We start from the raw sequence: 25752 nt of genomic DNA, 5'->3' as shown, positions 1-25752 counted from the left end.
CCGCCCGTGCCGCACGGGCAAGAATTTTGCCTCAGAGGCAAACCGCCGAGGACCCTGCCCCGCCGCGCTACGGCCGGGGGATGTTCCGCAGGTTGCTCCGGGCCAGGTCGATCATGCGCCCGACCCCGCCGGAGAGCACCGTCCGCCCGGCCGCCAGCGCGAAGCCCTTCAGCTGGGCGGCCGTGATGTGCGGCGGGATGGAGAGCGCGTTCGGGTCGGTGACCACGTCCACCAGTGCCGGTCCGGGCCGTTCCAGTGCCTCCGCGAGCACCTCCCGCACCCGCGCCGGATCGGTCACCCGCTTGGCCGGGATGCCCATCGCCCGGGCGATCCCGGCGTAGTCCACGTCCCCGTTGTCGATCTCCGCCTCGGGGTAGCCGGAGACCAGCATCTCCAGCTTGATCATGCCGAGTGCGCCGTTGTTGAAGACCACCGTCTTCACCGGCAGCCGGTGCTTCACCACCGTGAGCAGTTCGCCGAGCAGCATCGAGAGCCCACCGTCCCCGGACATCGAGACGACCTGCCGCCCGGGGCAGGCCAGTTGGGCGCCGATCGCGTGCGGCAGCGCGTTGGCCATCGAGCCGTGCAGGAAGGAGCCGATCACCCGGCGGCGGCCGTTGGGCTGGAGGTAGCGGGCGGCCCAGACGTTGTTCATCCCGGTGTCCACGGTGAACACCGCGTCATCGGCGGCGACTTCGTCCAGCACCGCGGCCACGTACTCGGGGTGGATCGGCAGGTGCTTCGCGATGTCCCGGGTGTAGGCGCCGACCACGTCCTCCAGCGAGCGGTAGTGCTTGCGCAGCATCTCGTCCAGGAAGGCGCGGTCCTCCTTGGGCTCCAGCAGCGGCAGGACGGCGCGCAGGGTGGCCGAGACGTCACCGTGGACGGCCAGCTCCAGCGGGGTGCGGCGGCCGAGGCGGGTGGCGTCGTGGTCCACCTGGACGGTGCGGGCCTGCGGGAGGAAGGAGTCGTACGGGAAGTCGGTGCCGAGCAGCAGGAGCAGGTCGGCGGAGTGCACCGCCTCGTGGCAGGCACCGTAACCGAGCAGGCCGCTCATGCCGACGTCGTACGGGTTGTCGAACTGGATCCACTCCTTGCCGCGCAGGGAGTGCCCGACCGGCGCCTGCAGGGCCTGCGCGACCGCCATCACCTCGGCATGCGCCCCGCGTACGCCCGCGCCGCAGAACAGGGTGACCTTGCGGGCGTCGTTGAGGGCGCGGGCGAGCGCCTGGACCTGGCCCCAGGGCGGCGCGGCGACCGCCTGCTCGGTGAGGAAGTGGCTGCTGCCGGTCGGGCCGGCGGCCGGCAGCGCGGCGACGTCGCCGGGGAAGGCCAGCACGGAGACGCCGTGGGCGCCGAGCGCGTGCTGGATCGCGATCCGCAGCAGCCGGGGCAGCTGCGCGGGCGTGGAGACCGTCTCGCACCAACTGCTGCAGTCGGTGAACACCCGCTCGGGGTGGGTCTCCTGGAAGAAGCCGGTACCGATCTGCCCGGACGGGATGTGCGAGGCGAGCGCCAACACCGGCAGGCCGCTGCGCTGGGCGTCGTACAGCCCCTGGATCAGGTGGGTATTGCCGGGGCCGCAGGAGCCCGCGCAGACCGCGAGCCGGCCGCTCAGCTCGGCCTCGGCGGCCGCCGCGAAGGCGCCGGCCTCCTCGTTGCGGACATGCACCCAGCTGATGCCCTCGGCCCGGCGGATGGCGTCCACCACGGGGTTGAGGCTGTCCCCGACCACTCCGTAGACCCGCTCCACCCCGGCCTGCCGGAGCACCTCCACCATCTGCTCGGCCACACTCACCACAGGGCGCTCCTTCACCGGCCGCCGGTTGCCACCGGACATCAGCACCCTCCGGCGGGGCGGCCCGCGCCGCACCCCGGCCGGGGCCGTACGGGTGACGTCCCCGGCGGCGACCGGAGAGGCGGGGCCACTCACTCAGTCGGCCACCCGACCGGCCGGTCACTCGGCCGCGAGGTGCTCCGGTCCGGGGCCCAGCGTGCCGCTGACCACCCCCGCCTGCGGCTGGCGGCGGGCCGGCTCACGACCGGGCGGCTGGGCGCACCGCTCCTGGGCGGGCGGCACCGTGGTCGGCAGGGTGACCGGCTCGCCCGCCTTCACCTGCACCCCCTCGCCGTCGTGCCGCAGGTGGATCACCTCGCCGCGGCGCAGCGTGTACGTGGTGCCCTCGTGGGTGATCCGCACCCCGAGCAGTTGCCCGCGCACCATCAGCGAGAAGCTCAGGCGCATCAGCCCGGCCGGCAGCCGGGGGCGGAAGGAGAGTGCCTCGCCGTGGTCGCGCAGCCCGCCGAAGCCGGCCACCAGCGCGATGCAGGCGCCGGCCAGCGAGGCCATGTGGAGACCGTCGCGGGTGTTGCCGCCGAGGTCGTGGAGGTCCATCAGGGCGGCCTCGGCGGTGTAGTCGTACGCGAGGTCCAGCTGCCCGACCTCGGCGGCGATCACCGCCTGGGTGCAGGCGGACAGCGAGGAGTCGCGGACGGTCAGCCGCTCGTAGTAGGCGAAGTTGCGGGCCTTCTGCTCGTCGGTGAAGGCGTCCCCGCGCACCTGCATGGCGAGCACCAGGTCGGCCTGCTTGACCACCTGCTTGCGGTACAGGTCGAAGTACGGGTAGTGCAGCAGCAGCGGGTAGTTCTCCGGCGGGGTGTGCTCGAAGTCCCAGACCTGGTGGTCGGTGAAGCCGTCGGCCTGCGGGTGGACGCCGAGGTTCTCGTCGTAGGGGATGAACATCGCGGCGGCGGCGTCCCGCCAGGCGGCGGTCTCCTCGGTGTCGACCCCGAGCGCGGCCGCCTCGCGCGGGTGCCGGGCGGCGGACTCGGCGGCGTGGCGCAGGTTGCTCTGCGCCATCAGGTTGGTGAAGACGTTGTTGTCGGCGACGGCGCTGTACTCGTCCGGCCCGGTGACGCCCTCGATGCGGAAGTTGCCGGCCGCGTCGTGGTGGCCGAGCGAGCGCCACATCCGGGCGGTCTCGACCAGCAGCTCCAGCCCGTACTCGCGCTCGAACTCGACGTCCCCGGTGGACCGGACGTAGCGGGCGACGGCGGCCGCGATGTCCGCGCCGATGTGGAACGCCGCCGTCCCGGCCGGCCAGTAGCCGGAGCACTCCTCGCCGCGGATCGTCCGCCAGGGGAACACCGCTCCGGCGAGGCCGAGTTGGACCGCCCGGTCGCGGGCCATCGGCAGCGTGGTGTGCCGCCAGCGCAGCGCCTGGTTGACGGCGCTGGGCAGGCAGTAGGTGAGCACCGGCAGGACGAAGGTCTCGGTGTCCCAGAAGCTGTGCCCGTCGTAGCCCGGGCCGGTCAACCCCTTGGCGGGGATGGCCCGTTCCTCGCTCCGGGCGCCCCCCTGCAGGACGTGGAAGACGGCGAACCGGACGGCCTGCTGGAGTTCGACGTCGCCCTCGATCTCGACGTCGCTGGTCTCCCAGAACTCCTGGAGGAACGCGGCCTGTTCGGCCTTCAGCCCGTCCCAGCCGGTGTACCGGGCGGCGTTCAGCGCGGCCTCCACCTGGTCCCGGACGGCGGGCAGCGAGCGGGTCGCGGACCAGCCGTAGGACATGAACTTCACCAGCCGCAGCTTCTCGCCCGGTTCGAGCAGGGTGGTGACGCTGATCCGGCAGTGGTCCGCCTCGGCCTCGGCGACGGTGTCCAGCCGCTCCGGGCCCTCGATGATGTGGTCCATCCCGGCCGCGACCCGGATGCCGCTGTAGCGGGTGCGGTGCACCAGGACGGCCTTGCTGCCGCCCGCGTGGTGCGCCTCGGCGAGCAGCGGCGCCTCCAGCACCGCGGACGCCCGCGGATCGCCCTCGACCCCGCCGGGCAACTGCTCGTTGGCGACCAGCTCCGACTGCAGGACGATCCGGACCGGCCCGTCCACCGCCTCCACGGTGTACTCCACGGCGGCGATCGCCCGTTGGGTGAGCGAGACCAGCCGGGTCGAGTGCACCTTGATGGTCCGCCCGGCCGGGGAGGTCCACTCCGCCTCGCGCCGCAGCAGTCCGTCCCGGAAGTCCAACCAGCGCCGGTGGCTGATCAGTTCGCCGTAGCGCAGATCGAAGGGCTCGTCGTCCACCAGCAGTCGGATGATCTTGCCGTTGGTCACGTTGATGACGCTCTGGCTGGACTCCGGGTAGCCGTAGCCGCCCTCGCCGTACGGCAGCGGCCGCAGCTCGAAGACACCGTTCAGGTAGGTGCCGGGCAGGCCGTGCGGCTCGCCCTCGTCCAGGTTGGCGCGCAGACCGATGTGGCCGTTGGAGAGCGCGAAGACGGACTCGGCGCGGGCCATCGCGTTCAGGTCGAGGCCCTGTTCGGCGATCTGCCAGGGATCGACGGTGAAGTTGTCCAGCCCGGTCATCCCGCGCCTCCTTCGAGCAGCTCCGCGAGGTCGGTGACGACCACGGTGGCGCCGTGGCGGCGCAGTTCGGCGGCCTGGCCGGTGCGGTCCACGCCGACCACGGCGCCGAAGCCGCCGGCCCGGCCGGAGGCGACCCCGGCGAGCGCGTCCTCGAAGACCGCGGCGTGCGCGGGCTCGACGCCCAGGGCCCGGGCACCCGCCAGATAGGTGTCCGGCGCGGGCTTGCCCGGCAGGCCCTCCCGCTTGGCGACCACGCCGTCCACGACGACGTCGAAGAGCTCCTCGATCCCGGCGGCACGCAGCACGTCCCGGCAGTTGGCGCTGGACGAGACGACCGCGGCGGGCAGCCCGAGCGCCCGCAACCGGCGCACGTAGGCGACCGAGCCGTCGTACGGCTGGACGCCCTGCTCACGGATCATGCGCAGGACGGTCCCGTTCTTGGCCAGGCTCACGCCGTGCACGGTGCGGGCGCCCGGCGGATCGGCGTCGGTGCCCTCGGGCAGGTCGATGCCACGGCTCTGCAGGAAGGCCCGGGTGCCGTCGAGTCTCGGGCGGCCGTCGACGTGCGTGTCGTAGTCGGTGACGGCGTCGAAGGGGACGAACTGCCCGCCGGTGCGGGCCGCTTCGGCGCGCAGGAAGGTGTCGAAGGTGTCCTTCCAGGCCGCGGCGTGCACCTTGGCGGTCTGGGTGAGCACCCCGTCGAGGTCGAAGAGGAAAGCGCGGATGTCGTCCGGAAGCCCCAGCATGGGTGCAGTCTTACCCGCGAATGCGGGGAAGCCCCCCATTCCCGGCGGCGCGTCGCGGGAACGGGCGGCTTCCGGGACCGCCGCCGCCACGGCGACGCGGCAGGCCGCCGCGGCTACGGCGAGTCGGGCGAGGCGATCACCGCGAAGACGGCGCCCTGCGGGTCCTGGACGACGGCCATCCGGCCGGCCTGCATGTCGAACGGCGGCTGGATCACCGAGCCGCCGGCCCGGACCAGGGCGTCCACGGTGGAGTCGGTGTCGTCCACCGAGAAGTAGGTCATCCAGTGCGGGGGCGTGCCGGGCGCCAGGTAGTCGGGGATCCGCTGCATGCCGCCCACCGTGCGGTCGCCGACATTGAGCGAGTAGTAGCCGTCCAGGCCCTGGATGGTCGCCGGGCGCAGGCCCAGTGCCCGGTGGTAGAAGGCCCCGGCCACGTCGGTGTCCGTGGTGTTGAGCTCGTTCCAGACCAGCGCGCCGGGCTCGTTGACGATGCCCGCGCCGATGAAGTCGACCTTCTGCCAGACGCCGAACACCGCGCCGGCCGGGTCGGCCACGACCAGCATCCGGCCGACAGTGCCGACGTCCATCACCGGGTAGAGGATCGTGCCGCCGCTCTCGGCGACGGACCGGGCGGCGGCGTCGGCGTCGTCCGAGGCCAGGTAGGTGGTCCAGCCGACGGGCGGGAGCGGCTGGCCCTCGGGGGCCATCCGCGCCATGATCCCGGCCACCGGCCTGCCGTTCAGCGCGCACACGGCGTAGCCGCCGAACTCGGGCGGGCCGACCTCCCCCTGCCAGCCGAACAGGTCGCGGTAGAAGTCGAGCGCGGCCTGCTGGTCGCTCGCCATCAGGTCGATCCAGCACGGGGTGCCGGGCTTGTACGGAGCGGTCACTACGGGCATTGCTGGGCCTCCGGAAGACTGGTTCCTCCGCCACGACCGGGCGGGGCGCCGGGGGTCGCTGGCAGCGGCGCGGCCGCACGGCGGTACACCGCCACCTTCGCCGCGCCACCGCGATCGCGCCACCGGACGGCGACCCGGCGGGCGAAGCGTCCTGCGCGGGCGACCGGGCGGGGGCGAGCCTGCGCGGGCGACCGGGCGGGGGCGAGCCTGCGCGGGCGACCGGGCGGGGGCGGTCACGAGGCGTGCTGCGGCGGCTTCACGAAGTAGGGCTGCACCTTGCCGCTCTGCGCGTAGTCCTTGAGCCGGACCAGCAGCTCGGCCCAGGTACCGGCCACCAGCGGCACGCCGTCCTCGCTGCCGGGCTGCCAGCCGCCGTGCCGGAACAACAGCCGGGTGCGCTCGCTCGCGCCGGGCTGGTCGGCGAGGTCCCAGCTGATCCAGGTGCCCGCCCAGTGCGGTGGGAAGGTGCCGACGTTCGTCCACACCACCCGCTCGCGGTCGGCACGCCCGCGGCGGAGCCGGAACGGCTCGGGGACGTCCGGGAAGTCGAGGAGCAGCACGTCGCCGTCCCGGTCCACCTCGGTGGTCCACCAGCCGGTCAGGCCGTCGTGGCTGTCGAGCGCGGCGAGGACGACGGCGCGCGGCGCCGCGATGTCGATCTGCAGGGCGATCTCGGCCATGAGGTCCGCCTTTCGGGCCGGCGCCCCCCTGCTGCTCCCCCTCCGGCCACCATGGCACGGGCCCGGGGCGTACGCGCCCCGGGCCCGTCGCCGTCGCCGTCCGTGGCTCCTCGCTACCCGCCGCTGCCGTAGGAGGTGTTGGCGCAGATGTCGTCGTCGGCCGAGCGGGCCTCGTTGGTCACGCTGGTGGGCAGCGGGGCCGGCACCGAAGGGGCGGCCGAGGCGCCGGGGGTGCCCGGGGTGCCGGTGGCTCCCGGGGCGGCCGCGCCACCGCCGTTGGCCGCCGCGAAGTCCTTGCCGACGATCACGGTGATGCCGGACGACTTGCCGGCCTCGACGGTCGCCCCGGGGAACAGCGCGGCGACCTTCTCCGCGTTGGCCTTCTGCCCGGAGCCGTACTCGACCATCGTGGTGGCGTACTTGGTGCTGGCGGCGGGGCCCGCCTTGCTGGCGGCGAACTTCGCCCCCTTCAGCAGCTCGCTGGCCTTGCCGTCCATGCCGGTGGCGGTGGTCCCGTTGTAGACGGACACCTTGACGGCCGAGTTGCCCGCATCGGCGGCCGGCACCGTCGCCGAGCTCGGCGCGGCGGGGGTGGTCGGCTCGGCAGGCGTCCCGGTCGCCTCCGGCTGCTCGCCGGTGGCGTTCTGGCCGTCGATGGTCCGGTCCGCCTTGAGCGTCTCCCAGAGCTTGTCGGCGTCCGCCTTGACGATGTCGATGTTCTTGTCCTGGGTCCGGAAGCGCCACGGCAACGTCACGAACTTGAGCTCGTGCATGTCGATGTTCTTCAGCGAGAGGCCGAAGGAGAGCAGCTTGTCGGCGGAGCCGAGGCCCGGGTCGACGATCATCGACTTGGTGGCGGCGTCCGCGAGCGGCAGCAGCGTGGTGGGGTTGAGGCCCTGACCCTTGATGTTGGAGGCGAGCGAGCCGAGGAAGGCCTGCTGCCGCTTCATCCGGCCGATGTCGGAGCCGTCACCGATGCCGTGCCGCAGCCGGACGTAGTCGAGCGCCTGCTGGCCCTCGACCTTCTGCTTGCCCTGCGGCAGGACGAGCTTGCCCTTCTTGGGGAGCTTGGGGTTGATGTCGCCCTCGTAGATCGGCTGAGGCAGGCAGACGTCGACCCCGTTGACGGCCTTGGTCATCGCCGAGAAGCCCTGGAAGTCCACCACGATGGTGTGGTCCACCCGGATGCCGGTGAGCTTCTCCACCGTGTTCAGGGTGCAGGCCGGGTTGCCGTCGTCCGTCCCGCCGGTCGAGAAGGCCTCGTTGAACAGCGCGCTGGCGCGTTCCTTGGTCTTCTTGCCGTCCGGAAGCTTGCAGGACGGTATCGGCACCATGGCGTTGCGCGGGATGGAGATACCGACCGCGTGCTTGTGGTCGGCATAGACGTGCAGCAGGATCGTGGTGTCCGAACGGGCGCCGCCGTCCTCACCGCCGCCGAGGTCCGCGTTGTCCTTGCCGCGGCTGTCCGAGCCGATCAGCAGCACGTTGACCGGCTTGTTGCCGTCCGCGTCGGCCTGGGCCTCCGGCGGCCGGTCGCCGGCTATCGCGTCCGCGTCGAAGGTCTTGATGTTGGCGTTCAGCTTGAGGTAGATCGCGCCCCCCGCGCCCGCGACCAGCACCAGGACTCCGGCCGCCGACCAGGCGACGATCTTCTTGACGTTCTTCTTGGGCTTGCGGCTGTTGCGGGCCGCGGCCCGGCCACCGGTCGCCGGCGCCTCGGCGTCCGCCCGGCCACCCTTGCCCTGGGCACCCTTGCCCTGCGCCCCCTTGCCCTGCGCACCTTTACCCTGGGCCGCACGCCGGGCCTCCGCCCGCCCGCCGGTCCGCGGCTGCGGCACCCCGCCGTCGCCGCCCTCGGTCGTGAGCGCACCGGGCGCGTCGTCACCACGAGCCGGGCCCTCGCCCCACTGACCTGACATCCGTGTACCTTTCACCGGCGGACGCGGCGCCCCACGACCGGGCACTCTGCATACAAGAAAGACGGCCGGGGCCGCCCTCGGGTTGCACATACGAAGGTCGTAATGACCTATGAGCACCCCCGCGGCCGTCTCGCCGTCACCCTCCGGAGCCCCCTGCAGTCACAACAAGCCCCTTTTGGAGCATACAAGCCGGTCATATGAATCCGGCCACCCGAGACAGTGGCCGAGACGGGCTCCGAACACCGCGCCATGTGCCCTGTGACTTGCGGCACTTCGAGCCGGCATCCACCCGCCGCCGCCCGGCGGGCGGGACGTGAATGCCTGACGAACACTCAGCGTGCACCTCGGCCGGCGCCCCGCGCCCCGGGTCCGCCGTAGCCGGCCGGACCGCGGCAGAACGCCGCCGGGAACCCGAAAGACCCAGGCCGGAGATCTCCGACCTGGGTCTTCACGGTGGGCCGCCAGGGGCTCGAACCCTGAACCTACGGATTAAAAGTCCGCAGCTCTGCCAATTGAGCTAGCGGCCCGTGGACCGCCCCGTGCGGGGCGGGCCAGGGCGATCCTACCCGGTGGCGCCCAGGCCTCCGCCAGTGGATTGCGCGGACGCGCCGGGTCCCGGAACGAACGGCGGCCCAAGCCGATCCCCCGCCCCATCGACCCTGTCATGAGCGGCCCTGCCCCGCGCGGCCCACTTTCGACTGCCCCGTCCCAACCCCCGGAACCCGCCCTCACCCGCCCTCATCCAGTCAGACGGAACAGCCGGCGATGACGCCTAACCCCCGGCCACCGCAGGGCAACTACCAGCCTGACACGCGTGCCTGATCACAGCGGACTCCTCGTCGAGGCGAATGAGTACGACGAGTTGGCACCCCTGCACCATTCCCTGGGACTGTGCCTGAGCCCTCAGGCTCGACATCTGCGCCGCACTGGTTCCTCGACGAATGACAAGGTGACCGGACCCATCGGCCAACGCGAAGGTGCGTGACATGGGCGCTCGCCTCAGCCCCAAGTACCAGGTCAACCAAGAGTTCACAACGATGCCGCTGCCACGCAGGACATCCTTGTCCACAAGCAGTCGAATACCGATGACCTGACCCGACTCATCGACCACCATGGTGGGCGGCCGCGTCGGCTCACTCGCCTCCAGTGGCTCCGCGCCGTCCTCGACCAGACCGAGCAGCCCACCGGGCAATCGTCCGATCTGATCACTGATGAGGCACTGCTGCAGCCGCGCGTAGCCGACCGGATACTCCTTCATCACCCTGGCGAACAACTCTCGCCTTCCCAAGGGGCCTGAGGTTCGGAGCACCTGCACCATCACGTCGAGTGCGTTCGTGTGAGTCGAGGCCTGCGCCAACGGCCAATCGGCGATCACCCAGGTACCTTCCGGACGAATCTGCCGAAACCGTTCATCCCGCCGCAGTGCCTCACCCAGGGCTCGCGGGCCGGCTCCCCCAATACCCTCGTTGATGTCCTCGACTCGCCGAGCCTCGCCCACCTGTTCCAACCACAGGTAAGCGGCATCGCGGCCTTTCGCGGAGCGCCTGAGCCAGTGCCCGCCCGTTCCCCTGACGAGCGGGCTCCTCCGATCGGTGAGAATGTCCTCGATCGGTACGACGTCCGGGATACCGAGCGCGGCCGCCCGTTCCTCGAGCTCCTCCGCGCGGATCGGCGCCTGTGCGACCAACTCCCGCAAGAGAGTGTCGAGGGACGTCTCATCGGCGGCCCAGATACCAGCGATTCGTCCGCTCCAGGTCTGGGGCTCCTTGAGGCCCAAACGGCCGAGCAGTGCCCGACGAACGACTCCCCGCGGGTCCACGAGAACCTCGGCGAGCGCCTGCTCGGCGACGAGGGGGCTGTCGACGAATCGTCGCAGAACGTCCTCGCGCCAGTCGCCCTGGAACATATCGGCCCACGTCTCCCAGGCCTGCTCCTGGGCCTGGATCACCTGCCGGACCCGTTCACGGGAAAGCCCATAGGCTGCCCCGATCTCGCTCAAGGTCTGGCCTTGGGCCCGTCGTATCGACATCTCCCGGGAGCGCTCGTCATGGATCTCCCAGCAATTGGTGATCCAGTCGGCGGCCTGCGGGGCCGTCGCCGCGTCACTTCCAGACATCACGCCCCCACCACATGCTCGATTCTCAGACCACAGCGCGCGGCGATCCGCTCGTGTTCCCGCCTCTCCTCAAGCGGGATCGGCTTGACGAAGGATGTGACGACACAGAGCGTCCAGGGCACCGCGTCCCCGTTCGCCCCCGCCCGCAGTGCGGCCCACACCAGGTGCTTCAGGTCTCTGGCCGGCCCCCAGGTGAACGTTGTGCTCTCCGATTCGGAGCTCGCCAGCACACGAAGCGGCTTGATCTGCTGAGTCTCCAGATCCGGCTGCCAGTCGGGCCCGAGGGCTTTGCCCACCAGCGTACTGACAGCCGCTCCGGGGTTCGGCACGAGAGGCGCGTACTTTCCGATACCGTAAATGGCCCGCGAGTACTCCTTCATCGGCCCGTCCTTGATCCAGACACGCCTTTGCTGAGCCGTCTTGAAGAACAAGGACATCTTTCCGCCGATGTGCTGATCATCCGCCCATCGATTATACGAAGCAGTCCGATCGGAATCCGGAAGATAAGTCCAGCCGACTTCCTCCGCCTCGCTGTAAAGCATCTTGACGATCTGCATCTCAAGATCTATTGGCATACGCATGGTCAGCCGATCCTCCCCTCCGCCGGGAACTGCAGACGCACCTCATCCGCCGCGGTCTCAAGACTCGCGGCGTCCTCGATCCAGTGGTCGAGAAATGTCCCCGCAGTATTGTCACTGAACTCGATCTTGGAGTGTCGATAGAAAGGCATCTCAAGCTCCTCACTGCCTGCGGCGTCGAGCGTCCGCTTGAGCTCAAGGGCAGCGGCGATTCTCCTGACGTCGGTCACGAAGTCAAGGACCTTCAGGGCGTCCTTCCCCGGACTGAGCCGAAGCCCCCGCCCCAGCTGCTGAACGAAGATCCGACGGCTGTGCGTCACGCGCAGAAATGCGATCAGATTGACATCCGGAACATCTACGCCCTCATTGAACACATCGACGCAGGTAATAATTGGGACTCGCCCGAGGCGAAACTCGTTGAGCAGAGTCTGTCGCCTCTGGCGAGGCAGTCCGCTATGGAGGAATGAAGCGGACCGCCACTCCGGATCAGTTTTCGCGAGAAGCCTCGCCATATGCTCCGCGTGTTCGATCGTCTGACAGAACAGAATGGCCCTCGGATCCGGTGTGCCGCGCCACGCCACACGGAGATGCTCGACGATCTCCTCGTCCCGCTGCGGGAGAAAGAGCTTCCGATTGAGGTCCTTGATCGAGTAGCTGTGCTGACTCTCCTCCCGCACGGTTTCCCAATCCACATTGTCCACAAAAAGCCGATAGTCGACGGCCGAGAGGAAACCCTCGGCCATGCCCTCGGCGATGCTCATGGAGAAGCTCGGCGGGCCGAACCGCGCGGTGATGTCGAACTTGTCTCCGCGCCAGGGTGTGGCCGTCACCCCCAGCTTCAGCGCGCCTTCACAACGATCCAGAAGCTCCGCGAAGCGACCCTGTTCGCCGACGTGGTGGGTCTCGTCCACCATCACCAACTCCGGTGACCACCCCGAGCGCACGGCCCCCAGGACGGATTCGACAGTCCCCACGAGGACGCCATCGTAGGAAGACGGCCGGGACTCGCCCGTGAGGAGGCGCGTGGGCACCGTCTTGGGAAGGTGGCGCCACAACGCCCGCTCCAGCTGCTCGACCAGATCCTTCATGTGGGCGACGACCAGGACCGGCGCTTCTGGCCGCCTCGCGATGAAGCGATCGATCGTCTCCCCTCCGACCACCGTCTTACCCAAGCCGGTGGCGAGCACCAGGAGCGAGGTCCCGTGGGCGAGGAGGTCCCGCTCGATCCTGTCGGCGGCCTCGCGCTGGTACTTCCGAAGGGCATAGGCGCTGGGTACTCGTGCGGGCATTCGCTCCCAGATGCTCGCGAGGGTGGGACCGTCCCACACCGTGATCTTGATTCCGATCGAGGCGAGCGCCTGCCGCCGGGCCTCGGCTGTTCGATTGAGGCTGGCGTTGGTCACCAGGATGGATCGATCGGCCCGATAGCGGGTACGCGCGCGCTCGAGGTCATCCACCCCCTCTCGCCCGATGGGACCGCGGCTCGACCACTTGCATTGGAAGACCCACTGCTCACGGTCTCGCACCCCGAGTAGGTCGGCGCCCTCGTCACCCGCGCCGTCCACGACCCGGACATCCACGAACCCCAGGTGCCACAAAGCCCGCTCGACGGCGTGCGGCAGCCCACGAGCGCCGCCCGCCAGTAGGCTTCCCGCGGACAGGAAGCCGCCGGTCACATCCCCTCCGCCAACTCGTCGGTCAGCAGCCTGTTGCTCAGGCGAGAGCGCTGAAGTCGCAGCGGGTTCCTGGTGGTGAAGCTCGCCAGTGTCGCGACGTCGTTGAGGTATCCCACGATGGTGGCGAGGCTGATTCGACGCGCGGAGGGAGAAGTCACCGTGGAGTAGGCGCCGTTGAAGGCACGGCCGTCCATGAAGACCTCGGGCCACGATTCGAGCAGCTTCACCAGGAACAGCGACGGGGCGTGGTGAATGAACTCGCTGGTCACACCGAGCTTCGCCGTGTGGGTCGCGAGTCCGAGCGCGATCATCTCGTTCTCGGTCGCCGTGAGCTCGTCCGGCGAGAGGAACTGGAACGCCCGCTCAGGATCCTCGTCCACACAGGCCGCCATCCTCTCCCGCACCACGACCAGGAGCTCCCGAGCCTCGGCCGCGATCCGTACCGGATCAAGCGCGGTGTCGGGAAGGCATTCGACGCAGAGCTCCGCCACCAATTCGGAGTGGCTCAGCTCACTGCCGGCCTGAACCCTCAAGGTGGCGGCGATCTCTACGAGAAGAAGATCAGCGGGTTCCGCTCCGGCCTTCGTGAAGGCCGAGTGCTCGGGGTCGAAGAAAGCGACCGCCTTCCCTCCCTGCTCCTGCACCAGCAGAACCGGCGTGGGCCGGTCACCCGCGTCTCGCAGCCGCGACGCGGACATACGGCGAGTCTCGACACTGAGGAACCCCAGCTTCGGCAAACCGAATTCGCGGGTGAGCTCCGGGACCATGACCGAGTCGAGTCGGTACCGGTCGACGCGTTCCTGAAAGGTCTCCTTCCGCTTCACCGGGCTCTTGTCGTCGAGCACCGGCTCGACCGTCGACCCGTCCTTGCCCAAGGCTTCGTCGAGCGCCGGACCGCCGCTCTCGATGACGCCCAGAGCCTCCAGCACGGCCTCCTCGTTGGGAAGCTTCGGAGTCCCTTGCTGAGCCGTGTCAAGCTTCGATCGCTTGCCCGACTCCTCATGATTGACTACCGCGTCCCACCAGCGCTCGTCGGTCTGATAGGCCGGGTCTCCCGCGTGGAAGAGCTGCGCCCAACGCCGAGTCTCCTCGTGGATGGGCCCCTTGCCGTCACCGGGGATCAGGCAGCGCGCTCCTGCGGCGTTTCGCCGGTAGGCCTTGTACAGCAGCCCGAGGGGACTGTCGTTCTCGGCGTGATTCGCCTTCTTCGCCTTCTCGGGCTGAAGCGGCCCCGGGCCTCGCAGGTAGTCGACAGCCCCCCGCCAACTACCGCTGCTGTATTCGAAGGCGTTCTTCTGGTACGTCACCGGGACGTGGTCCAAGTGGATCTCCCCGATGAGGCGGCCACCCTGATTGGCCAGCTCGATCGGATACTCGGTGTCCACGGCTCCGGTCGGATCATTCGGGTCCTGCCAGTCGAACAAGCGCTTGTCCCACTGAAGGATCTTTCGCCCGTTCCGCAGGAAGTCGATCCCGAACTCGCGCTTGTCCAGATGCCGCTGGACTCCTACCCAGCCGTGAATCCGACGCTCTCTCGGCGCCAGCCGTTCACTCCGGCACTGGCCGCAGCTGTCGAGCCCCACGACCTGCCAGTTACCGCAGTCCTGGCAGGCCTCGGCGTCCTCGTACTTCTGATCGATCTTGATAAAAGCGGGAATCCGCTCGGCCCTGGCTCCACTGCCGTAGGTCACGAAGCGGTCATCACCCCACCTGCAATGACGCCTCGCGCGGACCTTCTGCCCCTGAACCCAGAGCTCGTAGGGACGATGGTCCAACAGCCACGCGTACGTACGCCCCAAGGTATTGCGGAGCCCTGACGCGTTACGCCTCAACCAGTCCGCTCGCTCGGCATGCAGTCGGCTGATCTCGATCCTCGTGCCGTGGACATTGGGATCGTCCTTAGCCTCCCTGATGTCCTCAGCCTCGAAGTCATCACCGATCCGATCGAGGTCGATCTCCACCCCAATCCACTCGGAGTCACCGGGGCGTGTGGTGAGAACACGCGTGCGGCGACCGAGTCGGGCGGTCGCGACATTGAACCCCATACCGAAAAGACCGAGCTTGTCGAAGCGATCGTTGCTCGACCAGCCCGCGCTGACAGCCCGCCCCAAGGTCTCGTAGCTCATGCCGCGGCCCGTGTCCGTGATGACGACCTGCGCGTCGGAGGATCGCGTACTCGGACTCGGCAAGGTCACACTCACCTTGAAACCGCCCGCCCAAGGGTCACCGGAGCGGACGATCCCGGTGAAGTCGTCAAAGGAGTTGTCGATCAACTCCGCGACACACTGCCATGGATCGAACTCGATCTCGCCCAGCATCCGAAGGATCCGTGCGGACGGCGTGATCTTCAAGCCCTTCCCCTCCTACTTCGACGATGAGCGGCCCCACCCGACATACCGACACGACCGGAGCGGCAGTTGGAACGAGGGCGATCTACGTGGGACAGCGTAGAAGGGGTGGCCGTCCCAGATCACCCTCTCGCGTGAATCACTTGAGTCCAGCGCTGGCGGCAGCGTCCCCGGGCCGCCCGTCACGCCAGCTCCCGCACCACCTCGATGACCCTGCGAGCGGCTTCCACCGGATCCTCGTGCTCCCAGACCCGCACTACGCGCCAGCCGGCCGCAGCGAGGAGGCGGTCGGTCTCCTCGTCCCGGGCCCGGTTCGCGGTGATCTTCGCTCCCCAGAAGTCCGCGTTCCTGCGCGCCGGGCGCAGGTGTTCCGGACAGCCGTGCCAGAAGCAGCCGTCGACGAACACCGCGACATGGGCCTTGGTGAAGACCAGGTCGGCGGTGCGCCGCACCTGGGGAAGCGGCCGACTCGACACCCGATACCGCAGCCCTTCGGCATGGACGATCGAACGCAACCGAAGCTCGGGCTTGGTGTCCTTGCCGCGGTTGGCTCGCATCACGGAGCGCACCGCGTCCGACGACGCCCAGGACTCCTCGGGAAGCGGTCGCGAACCGACGAGACCCTTCGCCCTGGCCAGTTCCCATCCAGCGGCGAGGTTGGCGGCACGAGTCTCGTGCCCCACCTCCCCCACGTAGCGGGCAGGCGAACGTCCCCGGTCCGACCACCGCAGATACGCGCGGACCCGGCGTGTGGCCGGCAGGAGCTTCAGTTCGACGGACGCCAGCGCGTAGCGCCCTTCACCGACCGGGACGTAGCGCACTCCCCGCCCCCCGGCCGCGCGGTCCTGCTCAGCCGTGAGCGCCTCCCTGCTCCGCCCCGCCCGCCCCTTCCAGGCACGTAGCGGTGGCGGCTTCTCCTTCCAGCCGCTCTGACGAGCCGTACCGGACCCGGTCACGCGCGCGATTCCGCCGCGTCCAGCGCGTCCGAGACCGCCTGAGCGAAGACCTGGCCAAGCCGCACCGGAACCGCGTTGCCCAGCTGCCTCATACGCTCGCCACGTGGGCCCCGCAGCTTCCACCCGTCATCGAAGGTCATGACTCGAGCCGTCTCCCTGACCGTCATATAACGATGCAGGTACTGACGCCCTCCAGGGATTTGGGGGTCCTCCACCCACTTGTCCAACATCATGACCGATTCGCCCCCGGGCACCCCGTGTACGCCGGCCTTCACGGTCTTCGCCGGCTGGTCCAGTTCGTTGGGGGTGTGGCCCGTGTAGATCCGGGCCCCCGGCCAGCCGACGTGGTCGGGCCAGTCGCCCTGCTCCGTCGTCTTGTCCAGCTTGGTCAGGTCGATCTCCGGCAGACCCTTGATGGCATCACGCAACGTCAGCCAGCGAGAACGCGGCTCATCGCCACTGGTGGCCGGTCCTTCGAAGGGCAGCTCATCGGCATAGCGCGCCGTGATCCTGCCGCGTACGCGCTTGTCGACCTTCCCATGATCACCCCAGTACGAGCCGTCCCTGAGGGCCTGGACGAGCAACTCCTTGGAGTGTGTCGGCCGCACGGACTTCTCGAATTCAGCCATATCGACACCGAGGTCGCCTCTAAAGGCCACGAGAATTACCCGGTGTCGAATCTGAGGAACCCCGTAGTCGGCCGCGTTCACTCGCACCCTGAGCACGTCGTATCGTTTCGCCGGATCCGTGTCGCCGAGCTCGATTCGCTCGCGGAGCGAATTGTCGTGCTCTCGCCAGGCAATCCCCTCGGGACGCTCCACGAATGGCAGGGTCAACTCACGCTGGATGTATTCGAAATACGGTGCAAATGACGACCGAAGCAAACCCACGACATTCTCGCAAATGACCGCCTTGGGCCGGATCTCGCGAACCGCGCGAAACATCTCGGGGAACATGTTGCGCTGGTCCTCATCCCCCCTCGCGACCCCCCCGAGACTGAACGGCTGACACGGTGGCCCACCGGCGAGAAGGTCCACGCCACACTCGGCCAGGTACTCCATCTCCAGCTTCCGCACGTCACCGGCGACCAGCGGCACCCGCCCGCCAGGCTCGGGAACCGAAGGGCGAGAGCCCTCGCCATGGCGCGCGAACCCGTTCGCCTCAAGGGTCTCGCACGCCCGCGGGGCGAACTCATTGAGCAGCAGATGACGGAACCCGGCCTTCGTACTGGCCTGAACGAGACCGCCCCCTCCGGCAAAGAGCTCCACCGACGTTCGTTGCATACTTCACGCTCCTCGCAGACCAGTCCAGGAGAAACCATACCGCGGAGTGGCTGGTCAAGGCCTCGTCACGGTGGCCCCACGCGCGGTCCTCCGAGGATCCTGCCGATAGCGCGCTTATACCAAGCAATCAAACAATGGGCGCAATGCACGCGCGACTATCAGCCATTCTCGGAGTGGGGGTTTGGGGGCACCAGCGCCGCGCGAATTGATCCGATATGTCAGATTCACGTCGCTCGCCCGATTCGCAAACCCACTCCCGCGTGGGCGCCCATGATGCGCCGACGTAAGCCTCGCATCACCATCGACGCAGGCCAGAGGCTTGACTACTCGCCTAACGCAAATATTTCGACACGGCAAGGCAGGTATGTTCCCGCCAAGCAGAACGGCAAGTTCCAACCGTAGGAGAGTTCGTCAGCGTCGAACTGGCATCCGGGCGCTGATAGAAAAAGTCGCCCCCAGCTTCACAGAGCCGGGGGCGACCCATAAAAGGCGGGCGCGATCAGTCCTCCAGGCGCCGCGCCCGCCCTACCGAAGGAGACACCCATGGCGACCGAGTCGCACGACAACGACCACCCGATGGAGGTCCCCTCCGCCAGGGGAGGGACGCACGAGTGCGGCCTCCCCTCAACTGGAGAGGTTAGCCGCGCCGCGAAGGGCCGTGAACACACCCAGGGCGTGGTCAACACCACGGCCTCGGTGGCCTCCGCGGTGGCGGCCGTCGCCACAGCGGTCATCGCTGTCATCACGTTCGCGGCGCCGCAGGGGACGGACTCGCCCGCCAGCAGCGCGCCCACCACCACCGCGCCCGCCGCCATCCGCCCGTGAGGTAGCACGGCGCGTGCCGGTAGGAACTCGAACGCCTCAGCCCTACCGGCACGCGCCGTCCGGCGGCGTCGTTCAGAGCGCGTTCGTGCGCCACAGGGCCGCGCGGACGCGGCGGAGCCAGGCTTCGACGGGGCGCGGGTCCGGGGCCGGCGGGAGGGCGCCGGGGCGGGCGAGGCGTTCGGCGGCGGCGGCGAGCAGGGGCTCGGCGGTGGCGGGGTGTTCGGCGATGCGGTCACCGAGTTCGCGGACCCGTTCCGGGTCGGGCAGCCGGACGAGGTTCTCGCCCGTCTCGTGGAGCCGGACGCCCTGCTCGGTGAGCCGGACCAGGTGCCGGGCGTGCTTGGCCGCCCGGCGGTGGCCTGCCCGGTCGGCGGTGTCGCGGGTGAGCAGCTTGCGGAACTGCTGGTCGGCGTAGCCGAGGTAGGAGTTCCGGACGGCCGTGGCGCTCAGGAAGGAGCCGCGGATCGCGATCAGCTCCTCGCCCAGCGTGCTGCGCACCTCGTACAGGTCCGCCGGCAGCCAGACGAGTTCGGAGGCGGTCGGGTTGCAGGCGAGCGCGAGGCGGCACCATTTGGCGGCCTCGTGCAGGGTGGTGTCGGGCTCGGTGGTGACCCGGGACTCGGCCGGGCGGTGCAGGCCGTGGAAGTCCTCGGTCGGCGCGGCGAACAGGCCCAGCCGGTCGACGTCCGAGCCGGCGTGGGCGAAGCCGTACGCGGTCGAGCCGACCACGCCCGAGAGCAGGACGGTGCCGGGCGCGGGGGGCATGGCTCTCCTCGGGTCTCGGGTAGCGCGTGTCGGGCTCAGGGCCTCGCCGCGGGCGGCGGCGGTCCGAGGAGTCTGCCCTGCCGGGGCCGCACCGGGCGAGCGAATTCCCCTGCTTCGAAGAGCCCCTGCCGCACGGACTGGTCCGCCGCCCACCGGGTAGCGTTCGAACCATGTCCTCCCTTCCTTCTGCCGCAGCCGCCACCGCCGTCTCCGCCGACCGCCCGGAGGTCCTCCTGGTCACCGGCGCCGGGCGCGGCATCGGCGCCGCCACCGCCCTGCTGGCCGGGCGGCGCGGCTACCGGGTCTGCGTCAACTACCGCTCCGACGAGGCCTCCGCCACCGCGGTGGCGGACGCCGTCCGGGCCGAGGGCGGTACCGCCCTCGCCGTCCGGGCCGATGTCACCCGCACCGCCGAGGTCGAGCGGCTGTTCGCCACCGTGGACGCCGAACTGGGCCCGCTCACCGCGCTGGTGAACAACGCCGGAACGCTGGAGAAGCAGTGCCGGCTGGAGGAGATCGACGAGGACCGGCTGAACCGGATCTGGGCCTCCAACATCACCGGCCCGTTCCTCTGCGCCGCGCAGGCCGTCCGCCGGATGTCCACCCGGTACGGCGGGCGGGGCGGCGCCATCGTCAACGTCTCCTCCGCCGCCTCCCGGCTCGGCTCGCCGAACGAGTACGTGGACTACGCGGCCGCCAAGGGCGCCGTCGACTCGATGACCCGCGGGCTGGCCCTGGAGGTCGCCGCCGAGGGCATCCGGGTCAACGCCGTCCGCCCCGGCCTGATCCACACCGGGATCCACGCCCTGGGCGGCGAGCCCGGCCGGGTCGACCGGGTCGCACCCGGGCTGCCGATGCGGCGCGGCGGGCAGCCGGAGGAGGTCGCCGAGGCGATCCTCTACCTGCTCTCCCCCGCCGCCTCGTACAGCACGGGCACCTTCCTGGACGTCTCCGGCGGCCGTTGAGACCACGCGGTCCGTTTCCTTCCCCCGCGAGCTCCCCCGCCCGTACGGTGGAGCCCATGACCGACGACCTGACGGACCGTGAACCCGACCTGCCGTCCGCCTTCCTCGACATCCCCGGCGTGCGCAACTTCCGCGACGCCGGGGGCGTCGGCGCCCTGCGCACGGGCGTGCTCTACCGCTCCGGGTCCTTCCACAACCTCACCCCGGAGGGTGCCCAGCGCCTCAAGGACCTCGGCCTGCGCACCGTGATCGACCTGCGCAGCCCCTTCGAGCTGGAGACCTGGCCCGATCTGCGGTTCGGCCTCGACCACGAGGCGGTCAGCCTCCCCACCCTCCCGGCCAACCGCGGGGACATCGACCGGCCGTGGCCCGAGGACCAGGCCGAGCTCTACCCCTTCATGGCCGAGACGGCCGGCCCCTCCCTGGTCGCCGCCATCCGCCTCCTCGGCGCCCCCGGCGGGGTGCCGGCCGTCGTCCACTGCGCCGTCGGCAAGGACCGCACCGGCCTGACCATCGCCGTCGTGCAGTCCCTGCTGGGCGCCTCCGACGCCGAGCTGATGGCCGACTTCCTGCTCTCCAACGCCGGCCTCGGCCTGCTCGCGGGCCCGACCCCGTACCTCGACGAGACCGGCACCGAGCGCGTCTCGCGCCCCATCTCCGCCCCGCTCCTGGCCTCGTCCCTGAGCTGGATCCGGACCGGGCACGGCTCCGTCGCCGACTACCTCCGCGCCCACGGCACCACCGAGGACGACCTGGCGGCGCTCCGCGCCAACCTCTCGGCCTGATCGGGCCGCCGGTCGGCGCACGGCCGGCGAGCCTCACCTATCCCTGGCGCTCCAGGCGCCACCACTGCGTGGGCGAGTCGAGGTCCTCGCGCTGTTCGACCGGGTTGCCGGGGGTGGTGGCGGTGAGCGGCTTGCCGCTGATGAAGCTGGTCAGGGTGTAGGTGCCGGGAGCGTCGAGGTGGTGTTCGAGGAGCCATTCCTGGGCCCCGAAGGCGTTGGCCGACCACTGCTGGATCAGGACGCCGTCCTCGGGGGACGCCCCGGTGACGTCGAGGCGCTTCCCGCTGGCGGCGTTCTCGACGTGGAAGAGGGCGCCGCCCGGGTGGACGGCGGTGAGCCGCCAGAGCTGGGCGTCGGAGCCGCTCTGCGCCCCGAGGACGACCTTGGCGCCGCTGCGGCGGCTCCCGTCGGCGACCTCCAGCAGCAGCCCGCTGCCGACGTTGCGCACCCGGTAGAGGCCGTCCGTGATCATGTGGTCAGTCACGGTGCGAGTCTCTCACCGGCGGCGAGCGGCCTCGTAGCCGAAGGCCGCACCGAGCACTCCGACGGCGGCGGCCACCTCCGCCAGCGCGGAGACGGAGGTGCCGAGCTCGACGGTGCCCGCCAGCACGACGGCCGCGAGCAGGCGGGGGAGGTTCGGGGTCAGCGCGAAGGTCCGTCGGACGGCGGTGTTGACGACGAGGAAGAGGGCGACACCGCCGGCCAGCGCCGACGCCTGGGCGAGACCGATCGGGGCGTCCGGGTTGGCGACGGCGGACTTCACGCCGGCGGCGAAGAGCAGGACCCCGAGCAACAGCCCGTAGTGGCCGAGGTTGTAGACGCTGACGGCGAGCCGGTTGCGGCGGTCCGCGGGGAGCGCGGCCATGTGGTGTTCGGCGCGGGCGTCGTCGTCGTGCCCGAAGTAGGCCCACCAGAGGCCCACGCAGACGGTCAGGCTCAGCAGGGCGACGGCGACCAGCGGGGCGGTGAGGTCGGCGGTGGCGGCGCCGACACCGATGGCGATCACGGACTCGCCGAACGCGATGATCACGATCAGCCCGTGGCGTTCGACGAAGTGGTCCGAGCGGAGCTGGAACTGCGGCAGGTCGACCAGCCGGGGTATGGCGAACTGCAGCGCGAAGGCGGCCGCCCAGAGGACGAGTTGGGCGAAGCCGGTGAAGTAGCCGCCGGTCACCACCAGGGCGGTGCCGACCAGGTTGAGCCCGCCCATCCGCAGGACGGAGGCGAGCACCACGCCGGAGGCCGCGAACATGCCGGTGTGGACGGCGACCACCAGCAGGTACGCCCAGCCGAAGGCGACGCCGCTGCCCTCGAAGGCGTGCGGGACGGCGAGCGAGATCACCAGGAAGCCCGCCATGGCGAGCATCAGCAGGCCGCGCCGACCGTGGGTGCTCGGCGGCATCGCGTTGGTCAGCCAGATGAACGCGTCGTACATCCACCAGATCACGGCCAGCATCACCACCACCTGGGCGAGGCCGCCCACTGTGAGGTGGTGGGCCAGGCTCCCGGTGAGCTGGGTGATGGTGAAGACGAAGACGAGGTCGAGGAAGAGTTCGAGCGGGGCCACTCGCAGAGCGGGTTCCGCCTCGGCCGTGGAGGGGGCCGGCAGGGCATGGGTCGCGGTCACCCGCGCGAGTATGGATCACCCGGCCGGCCCGGCGCGGGCGTTTTCGGTACTCGGACGGGCCGGGCCACCGAACGGGCGCGGCGTCGGCCGGGCGGATGTCGAACGGGCCGGGGCACCGAACGGGCGCCGCCTGGGCCGGGCGGCACTCCCGCCGGCCACGCCCGGTGCGCGCCGCCACCCGGCGGCGGGGGTGTCCGGGCGGCCGCCTATGCTGCGGCGAATGGTGTCCGACCGAATTCCCTCGCACGGCGGGTCCACGGATCCGTCAGACCGTCAGCAGCCCACCCTCGAAGGGGCGACAGCCGATCTGGAGGCGGCGATCGCGGCCGACGACGCCGAGGCCGTCGAGGCCGCGTTCCGACGGGTCGGCGGGCTGCTGGGGCCGGCCGGCGAGCGGGAGTCGGCGGCCGTCGGCCCGCGGCTGGCCGCGCTGCTCCCGGACACCCCGCCGTTCCCCCGGGCGCAGCTGGCGATGATGGTCGGCGCCTGCGTCGAGCGCGGCGCCGACCCGGTGGCCTGTGCCGACCAGGTGCTGGCGGGGCTGCGCGGGGCGCTGAGCGGCGCGCTGCTGCTGGTGGAGCGCTGGAAGGAGACCGGCGGCGGCGAGCTGCCCGACCCGGACGAGGACGATCCGGGCCTGGCGCACGCCCGGATCGAGGACCCGGACCGGCTGGACGAGTGGCACGCCCAGCGGGCCGTGATCGGCTGGTGGACGCTGCACCTGTGGCAGATGGCCTCCTTCGCGGTCTACACCCACGCCGCCGTCCGCACCACCGCCCGGGCCTGCGGCGTGACGGACGTCCTGCTCGAACTGATCGACCGGTACGGCGAGGGCCGGCACGACCTCAAGGGCCTGATCCACCTGGCCAGGACGCTCGACGACGAGCCGCTGCTGGTGCTGGACCGCCCGAGCGGCACCGGCTACCTGCTGCGGATGGACGGCCTGACGGACAACTTCCAGTTGCACACATTGCTCGCCGACGTACTGATCGGCGGCGGGCACCTGCCGGGGCCCCTGCCGGACCCGGAGGTCGTCGCGCTCAGCCGGACCGCGGAGCTGGACGGCCGCCGACGGGTCACGGCGTACGGCTCGTTCAACCTGGTCGCGCCCGACGGGGCGTGGATCTGGAACGAGGGCGCGCCGGGCGACATCCCGCTGGTGGACGGCGTCCGCACGCTGGTGCTGGACCCGCAGGCGTACGAGCGCAGTTGGTCGGCGGGCCGGTTCATCCAGCAGGTCCCGGGGGACCTGCGGCTGGAGCGGGTACTGGCACCGGCCGAGGCCGCGGACCGGCTCTCCCGGGCGGCCCAGGCCCTCCCGTTCGAGCAGGCGTTCCGCTGACCGCACCGGGCGGCCGGGCCCACAGCGGGCGGGGAGCGGGCTGCGAGCCTGCCGGAGGACCGGCCGGGTTAGGGTCGGACGACCCGAGGATTCCGAGGAGTGGAGTCGACGATGGCGAGGATCCCGAACGTTCTCCCGGCCGCGGCGCCCGCCGCGCTGACCGCGGCCGGCGGTCTGATCGGCGGCTACGGCGTGGCCCGTTGGACCGGCCGGCGTGAACTGGGCGGCGCGGTCCTGGCCGTCGCCGGGGCCGGCGCCGCCGCACAGTGGCACCGCCGCTCGGGCCCGGCCACCGCCGCCGCGCTGACCGGGCTCTACGTGGCGGCCTTCGGCGGCTCGCACCCGCTGGCGAAGAAGATCGGCGCCTGGCCGTCCGTCCTCGCCGTCACCGGCGTGGTCACCGCGGCCTCCACCGCCGCGACCGCGCTGGGCTCGCGCAAGCGCTGAGCCGGCACGGGGGGCGGGGCTCCCGCGAAGGCCGGGCCCTCGCGGGATCCGGCGCGGTCCTCCGTCAGCCGACGGCTGCGCCGAACCGGGCCTCGAAGGCGGCCCGGTTCGCCGAGACGGGCGTGCGGTCCCAGACCGCGAACACGACCCGCTCGAAGGCCGCGCCGTACTGCGCCAGCGCCCCCTCGAAGGCCTCCGCCACCTGTGCCGGGTCGTTGCGGAACACTCCGCAGCCCCAGGCCCCCAGCACCAGCGCGCGGATCTCGTGCCGGGCCGCCGCCGCGAGCACCCGGACCGCCCGCTCGGCGAGCACGCCCCGGACGTCCACGCCCGCCGAGCGCAGCTCCAGCTGGCCGGCGTTGGGCGCCGGCGAGGTCAGGAAGGTCACCGGGTAGGGCCGCGCCAGCAGCTCCCCCTTCTCGCTCCGGATGACCGGTACGTCGGGCGAGACGATCACCCGGTGGCTGTACCGGAGGTCGGCGGAGGCGCGGTGCGCCTCGTAGTAGTCCGGCGCCTCCAGCAGGCAGGAGTACAGCAGGGCGCTGCGGCAGAGGTCCTCCTCCTGGGCCCGGGCGCCGCGCAGATAGCCGCCGCCGGGGTTGCGCGCCGAGGCGAAGTTGAGCACGCCCACCCGGCCGGCGCCGGCCTCCACCAGCCGCCGGGCGGCCCCGATGCTGCCCTCGGCCGTCACCTCGACGGCCGCCGACCCGCGCACCCCGGCCGACCCGGACGTCGCCGGGCCGGGCCCGGGCGCTCCGGCCCCCAGCAACGCGTCCAGCGCCTGCGGCGGGTACGACACCGTCCCCGCCCTGGCCGCCGCCAGTTGCTCCGCCACCTCCACGAGTTCGCCCCCGGCCGCCCGGTAGCTCCCCCGCTCGGCGATCCCCTCGTTCACCACCGCCACGCCATGCAGTCTGCTGCTCATGTCCGTGACCGTACGGGAGCGTGCCTCCCCGGCGCCACAGGTTATTCTCACCAGCAGAACAACACGGCCGGATCGCCGACCGGCGGGCCGGGGAGCCCGCCGGGGCGGGAACGCGGACGGGCCCGCCCCACCGAAGTGGAGCGGGCCCGTCGGGCGTCAGCGCGAGGCGCCGGGCGGCGTCAGTTCTTCCAACGCGGCTTGCGGTCGTCGCGGTTGAAACCACCGGTGTTGAAGCCGCCGGGGCGGCCGCCGCGGTCGTCGCGGTCACGGTTGAAGCCACCGGAGGCCTGCGGGCGGCCACCGGAGCGGTGGTCGTCGCGGCGGGAGAACGGACGGCTGCTGCCGGCGCTGCCGCCACCGCGGTTGTCACGGTCACCGAAGGCCGGACGGTCACCGAAGGAGCGGGCCGGACGGTCGCCGAAGGAGCGGCCGCCGCGGTCGTCACGGTTGAAGCCGCCGCCACGGTTGTCGCGGTCACCGAAGGAACGGCCGCCACGATCGTCA

At 70.9% G+C, this 25752-nt stretch carries 21 protein-coding genes, 1 tRNA gene and 1 pseudogene; 5 read left to right on the top strand and 18 right to left on the bottom strand.

Annotation, left to right across the window (positions count from 1 at the left end; genetic code table 11):
• Positions 1-67: 67 nt before the first annotated feature.
• The 13 genes from ACFVYI_RS12745 to ACFVYI_RS12685 form a co-directional block, all read right to left on the bottom strand.
• The gene (locus ACFVYI_RS12745) at positions 68-1780 is read right to left on the bottom strand and encodes a pyruvate dehydrogenase (protein ID WP_387884250.1); all 1713 of its coding nucleotides are present in this window, start codon (positions 1778-1780) and stop codon (positions 68-70) included.
• A gap of 177 nt (positions 1781-1957) precedes the next feature.
• Positions 1958-4366, bottom strand: coding sequence for a glycoside hydrolase family 65 protein (locus ACFVYI_RS12740; RefSeq protein ID WP_387884159.1), 2409 nt, complete (start codon positions 4364-4366; stop codon positions 1958-1960).
• Complete coding sequence (locus ACFVYI_RS12735; protein ID WP_387884157.1) at positions 4363-5112, bottom strand: HAD family hydrolase; 750 nt, start codon at positions 5110-5112, stop codon at positions 4363-4365. Before ACFVYI_RS12735 ends, ACFVYI_RS12740 begins: the two co-directional genes overlap by 4 nt.
• A 113-nt stretch (positions 5113-5225) precedes the next feature.
• Entirely contained in the window at positions 5226-6011 is a 786-nt protein-coding gene (locus tag ACFVYI_RS12730) for a VOC family protein (protein ID WP_387884154.1), read from the bottom strand.
• Between the two features lie 233 nt (positions 6012-6244).
• Positions 6245-6691: an SRPBCC domain-containing protein gene (locus tag ACFVYI_RS12725; RefSeq protein WP_387884151.1), complete on the bottom strand. Its 447-nt coding sequence runs from the start codon at positions 6689-6691 to the stop codon at positions 6245-6247.
• Positions 6692-6804: 113 nt separating this feature from the next.
• On the bottom strand, positions 6805-8610 hold the full coding sequence (locus ACFVYI_RS12720) for an LCP family protein (protein ID WP_387884148.1): 1806 nt from the start codon (positions 8608-8610) through the stop codon (positions 6805-6807).
• A 454-nt stretch (positions 8611-9064) separates the two neighbouring features.
• Positions 9065-9137: transfer RNA gene (locus tag ACFVYI_RS12715), tRNA-Lys, on the bottom strand.
• Between the two features lie 245 nt (positions 9138-9382).
• On the bottom strand, positions 9383-10726 hold the full coding sequence (locus tag ACFVYI_RS12710) for a sigma factor-like helix-turn-helix DNA-binding protein (RefSeq protein WP_387884145.1): 1344 nt from the start codon (positions 10724-10726) through the stop codon (positions 9383-9385).
• Positions 10726-11283, bottom strand: coding sequence for a hypothetical protein (locus ACFVYI_RS12705; protein WP_387884142.1), 558 nt, complete (start codon positions 11281-11283; stop codon positions 10726-10728). The genes ACFVYI_RS12710 and ACFVYI_RS12705 overlap by 1 nt, the downstream gene beginning before the upstream one ends.
• Positions 11284-11309: 26 nt before the next feature.
• Positions 11310-12980: a DEAD/DEAH box helicase family protein gene (locus ACFVYI_RS12700; protein ID WP_387884139.1), complete on the bottom strand. Its 1671-nt coding sequence runs from the start codon at positions 12978-12980 to the stop codon at positions 11310-11312.
• A complete protein-coding gene (locus tag ACFVYI_RS12695; protein WP_387884136.1) occupies positions 12977-15331 on the bottom strand; it encodes an ATP-binding protein in 2355 nt (784 codons plus the stop codon). Before ACFVYI_RS12695 ends, ACFVYI_RS12700 begins: the two co-directional genes overlap by 4 nt.
• A gap of 179 nt (positions 15332-15510) precedes the next feature.
• On the bottom strand, positions 15511-16149 hold the full coding sequence (locus ACFVYI_RS12690) for a very short patch repair endonuclease (RefSeq protein ID WP_387884134.1): 639 nt from the start codon (positions 16147-16149) through the stop codon (positions 15511-15513).
• Positions 16150-16280: 131 nt separating this feature from the next.
• Entirely contained in the window at positions 16281-17567 is a 1287-nt protein-coding gene (locus ACFVYI_RS12685) for a DNA cytosine methyltransferase (protein WP_387884132.1), read from the bottom strand.
• Between the two features lie 543 nt (positions 17568-18110).
• Here ACFVYI_RS12685 and ACFVYI_RS12680 point away from each other — a divergent pair.
• Positions 18111-18392 carry a hypothetical protein gene (locus ACFVYI_RS12680; RefSeq protein WP_387884130.1) on the top strand — a complete coding sequence of 94 codons (282 nt, stop codon included), beginning with the start codon at positions 18111-18113 and terminating at the stop codon, positions 18390-18392.
• A 72-nt stretch (positions 18393-18464) separates the two neighbouring features.
• Here ACFVYI_RS12680 and ACFVYI_RS12675 read toward each other — a convergent pair whose 3' ends face one another.
• Positions 18465-19157, bottom strand: a complete 693-nt coding sequence (locus ACFVYI_RS12675; protein WP_387884128.1) for a DNA polymerase beta superfamily protein — start codon at positions 19155-19157, stop codon at positions 18465-18467.
• Positions 19158-19327: 170 nt separating this feature from the next.
• Here ACFVYI_RS12675 and ACFVYI_RS12670 point away from each other — a divergent pair, with 170 nt between their 5' ends.
• A complete protein-coding gene (locus tag ACFVYI_RS12670) occupies positions 19328-20122 on the top strand; it encodes an SDR family oxidoreductase (protein ID WP_387884125.1) in 795 nt (264 codons plus the stop codon).
• 56 nt (positions 20123-20178) lie between these two features.
• A complete protein-coding gene (locus tag ACFVYI_RS12665) occupies positions 20179-20907 on the top strand; it encodes a tyrosine-protein phosphatase (RefSeq protein ID WP_387884124.1) in 729 nt (242 codons plus the stop codon).
• 37 nt (positions 20908-20944) lie between these two features.
• Here ACFVYI_RS12665 and ACFVYI_RS12660 read toward each other — a convergent pair whose 3' ends face one another.
• On the bottom strand, positions 20945-21391 hold the full coding sequence (locus tag ACFVYI_RS12660; RefSeq protein ID WP_387884121.1) for an RICIN domain-containing protein: 447 nt from the start codon (positions 21389-21391) through the stop codon (positions 20945-20947).
• 12 nt (positions 21392-21403) lie between these two features.
• Positions 21404-22534 (bottom strand): low temperature requirement protein A, encoded by a 1131-nt coding sequence (locus tag ACFVYI_RS12655; RefSeq protein ID WP_387884119.1) that lies wholly within the window; start codon positions 22532-22534, stop codon positions 21404-21406.
• 220 nt (positions 22535-22754) lie between these two features.
• Here ACFVYI_RS12655 and ACFVYI_RS12650 point away from each other — a divergent pair, with 220 nt between their 5' ends.
• The gene (locus tag ACFVYI_RS12650) at positions 22755-23876 is read left to right on the top strand and encodes a hypothetical protein (RefSeq protein WP_387884114.1); all 1122 of its coding nucleotides are present in this window, start codon (positions 22755-22757) and stop codon (positions 23874-23876) included.
• 111 nt (positions 23877-23987) lie between these two features.
• Complete coding sequence (locus ACFVYI_RS12645; RefSeq protein WP_387884111.1) at positions 23988-24323, top strand: hypothetical protein; 336 nt, start codon at positions 23988-23990, stop codon at positions 24321-24323.
• A gap of 64 nt (positions 24324-24387) precedes the next feature.
• Here the strand turns inward: ACFVYI_RS12645 and ACFVYI_RS12640 are convergent, their stop codons facing one another.
• Entirely contained in the window at positions 24388-25248 is an 861-nt protein-coding gene (locus tag ACFVYI_RS12640; protein WP_387884109.1) for a TIGR02452 family protein, read from the bottom strand.
• A gap of 179 nt (positions 25249-25427) precedes the next feature.
• Positions 25428-25752, bottom strand: a pseudogene (locus ACFVYI_RS12635) (RNA helicase); the annotation flags it as partial.

This window comes from Kitasatospora sp. NPDC058218, assembly GCF_042882445.1.
Taxonomy (GTDB): Bacteria; Actinomycetota; Actinomycetes; order Streptomycetales; family Streptomycetaceae; genus Kitasatospora.
The sequence above is the reverse complement of the archived record's forward strand: the minus strand, read 5'-3'. Positions and strand labels throughout refer to the sequence as shown.

What these genes read in the sequence shown, in the direction of transcription:
- ACFVYI_RS12745 (WP_387884250.1), bottom strand. Translation starts at nt 1,780, where the DNA reads ATGGTGGAGGTGCTCCGGCAGGCCGGGGTGGAGCGGGTCTACGGAGTG.
- ACFVYI_RS12740 (WP_387884159.1), bottom strand. Translation starts at nt 4,366, where the DNA reads ATGACCGGGCTGGACAACTTCACCGTCGATCCCTGGCAGATCGCCGAA.
- ACFVYI_RS12735 (WP_387884157.1), bottom strand. Translation starts at nt 5,112, where the DNA reads ATGCTGGGGCTTCCGGACGACATCCGCGCTTTCCTCTTCGACCTCGAC.
- ACFVYI_RS12730 (WP_387884154.1), bottom strand. Translation starts at nt 6,011, where the DNA reads ATGCCCGTAGTGACCGCTCCGTACAAGCCCGGCACCCCGTGCTGGATC.
- ACFVYI_RS12725 (WP_387884151.1), bottom strand. Translation starts at nt 6,691, where the DNA reads ATGGCCGAGATCGCCCTGCAGATCGACATCGCGGCGCCGCGCGCCGTC.
- ACFVYI_RS12720 (WP_387884148.1), bottom strand. Translation starts at nt 8,610, where the DNA reads ATGTCAGGTCAGTGGGGCGAGGGCCCGGCTCGTGGTGACGACGCGCCC.
- ACFVYI_RS12710 (WP_387884145.1), bottom strand. Translation starts at nt 10,726, where the DNA reads ATGTCTGGAAGTGACGCGGCGACGGCCCCGCAGGCCGCCGACTGGATC.
- ACFVYI_RS12705 (WP_387884142.1), bottom strand. Translation starts at nt 11,283, where the DNA reads ATGCAGATCGTCAAGATGCTTTACAGCGAGGCGGAGGAAGTCGGCTGG.
- ACFVYI_RS12685 (WP_387884132.1), bottom strand. Translation starts at nt 17,567, where the DNA reads ATGCAACGAACGTCGGTGGAGCTCTTTGCCGGAGGGGGCGGTCTCGTT.
- ACFVYI_RS12680 (WP_387884130.1), top strand. Translation starts at nt 18,111, where the DNA reads ATGGCGACCGAGTCGCACGACAACGACCACCCGATGGAGGTCCCCTCC.
- ACFVYI_RS12675 (WP_387884128.1), bottom strand. Translation starts at nt 19,157, where the DNA reads ATGCCCCCCGCGCCCGGCACCGTCCTGCTCTCGGGCGTGGTCGGCTCG.
- ACFVYI_RS12670 (WP_387884125.1), top strand. Translation starts at nt 19,328, where the DNA reads ATGTCCTCCCTTCCTTCTGCCGCAGCCGCCACCGCCGTCTCCGCCGAC.
- ACFVYI_RS12665 (WP_387884124.1), top strand. Translation starts at nt 20,179, where the DNA reads ATGACCGACGACCTGACGGACCGTGAACCCGACCTGCCGTCCGCCTTC.
- ACFVYI_RS12650 (WP_387884114.1), top strand. Translation starts at nt 22,755, where the DNA reads ATGGTGTCCGACCGAATTCCCTCGCACGGCGGGTCCACGGATCCGTCA.
- ACFVYI_RS12645 (WP_387884111.1), top strand. Translation starts at nt 23,988, where the DNA reads ATGGCGAGGATCCCGAACGTTCTCCCGGCCGCGGCGCCCGCCGCGCTG.
- ACFVYI_RS12640 (WP_387884109.1), bottom strand. Translation starts at nt 25,248, where the DNA reads ATGAGCAGCAGACTGCATGGCGTGGCGGTGGTGAACGAGGGGATCGCC.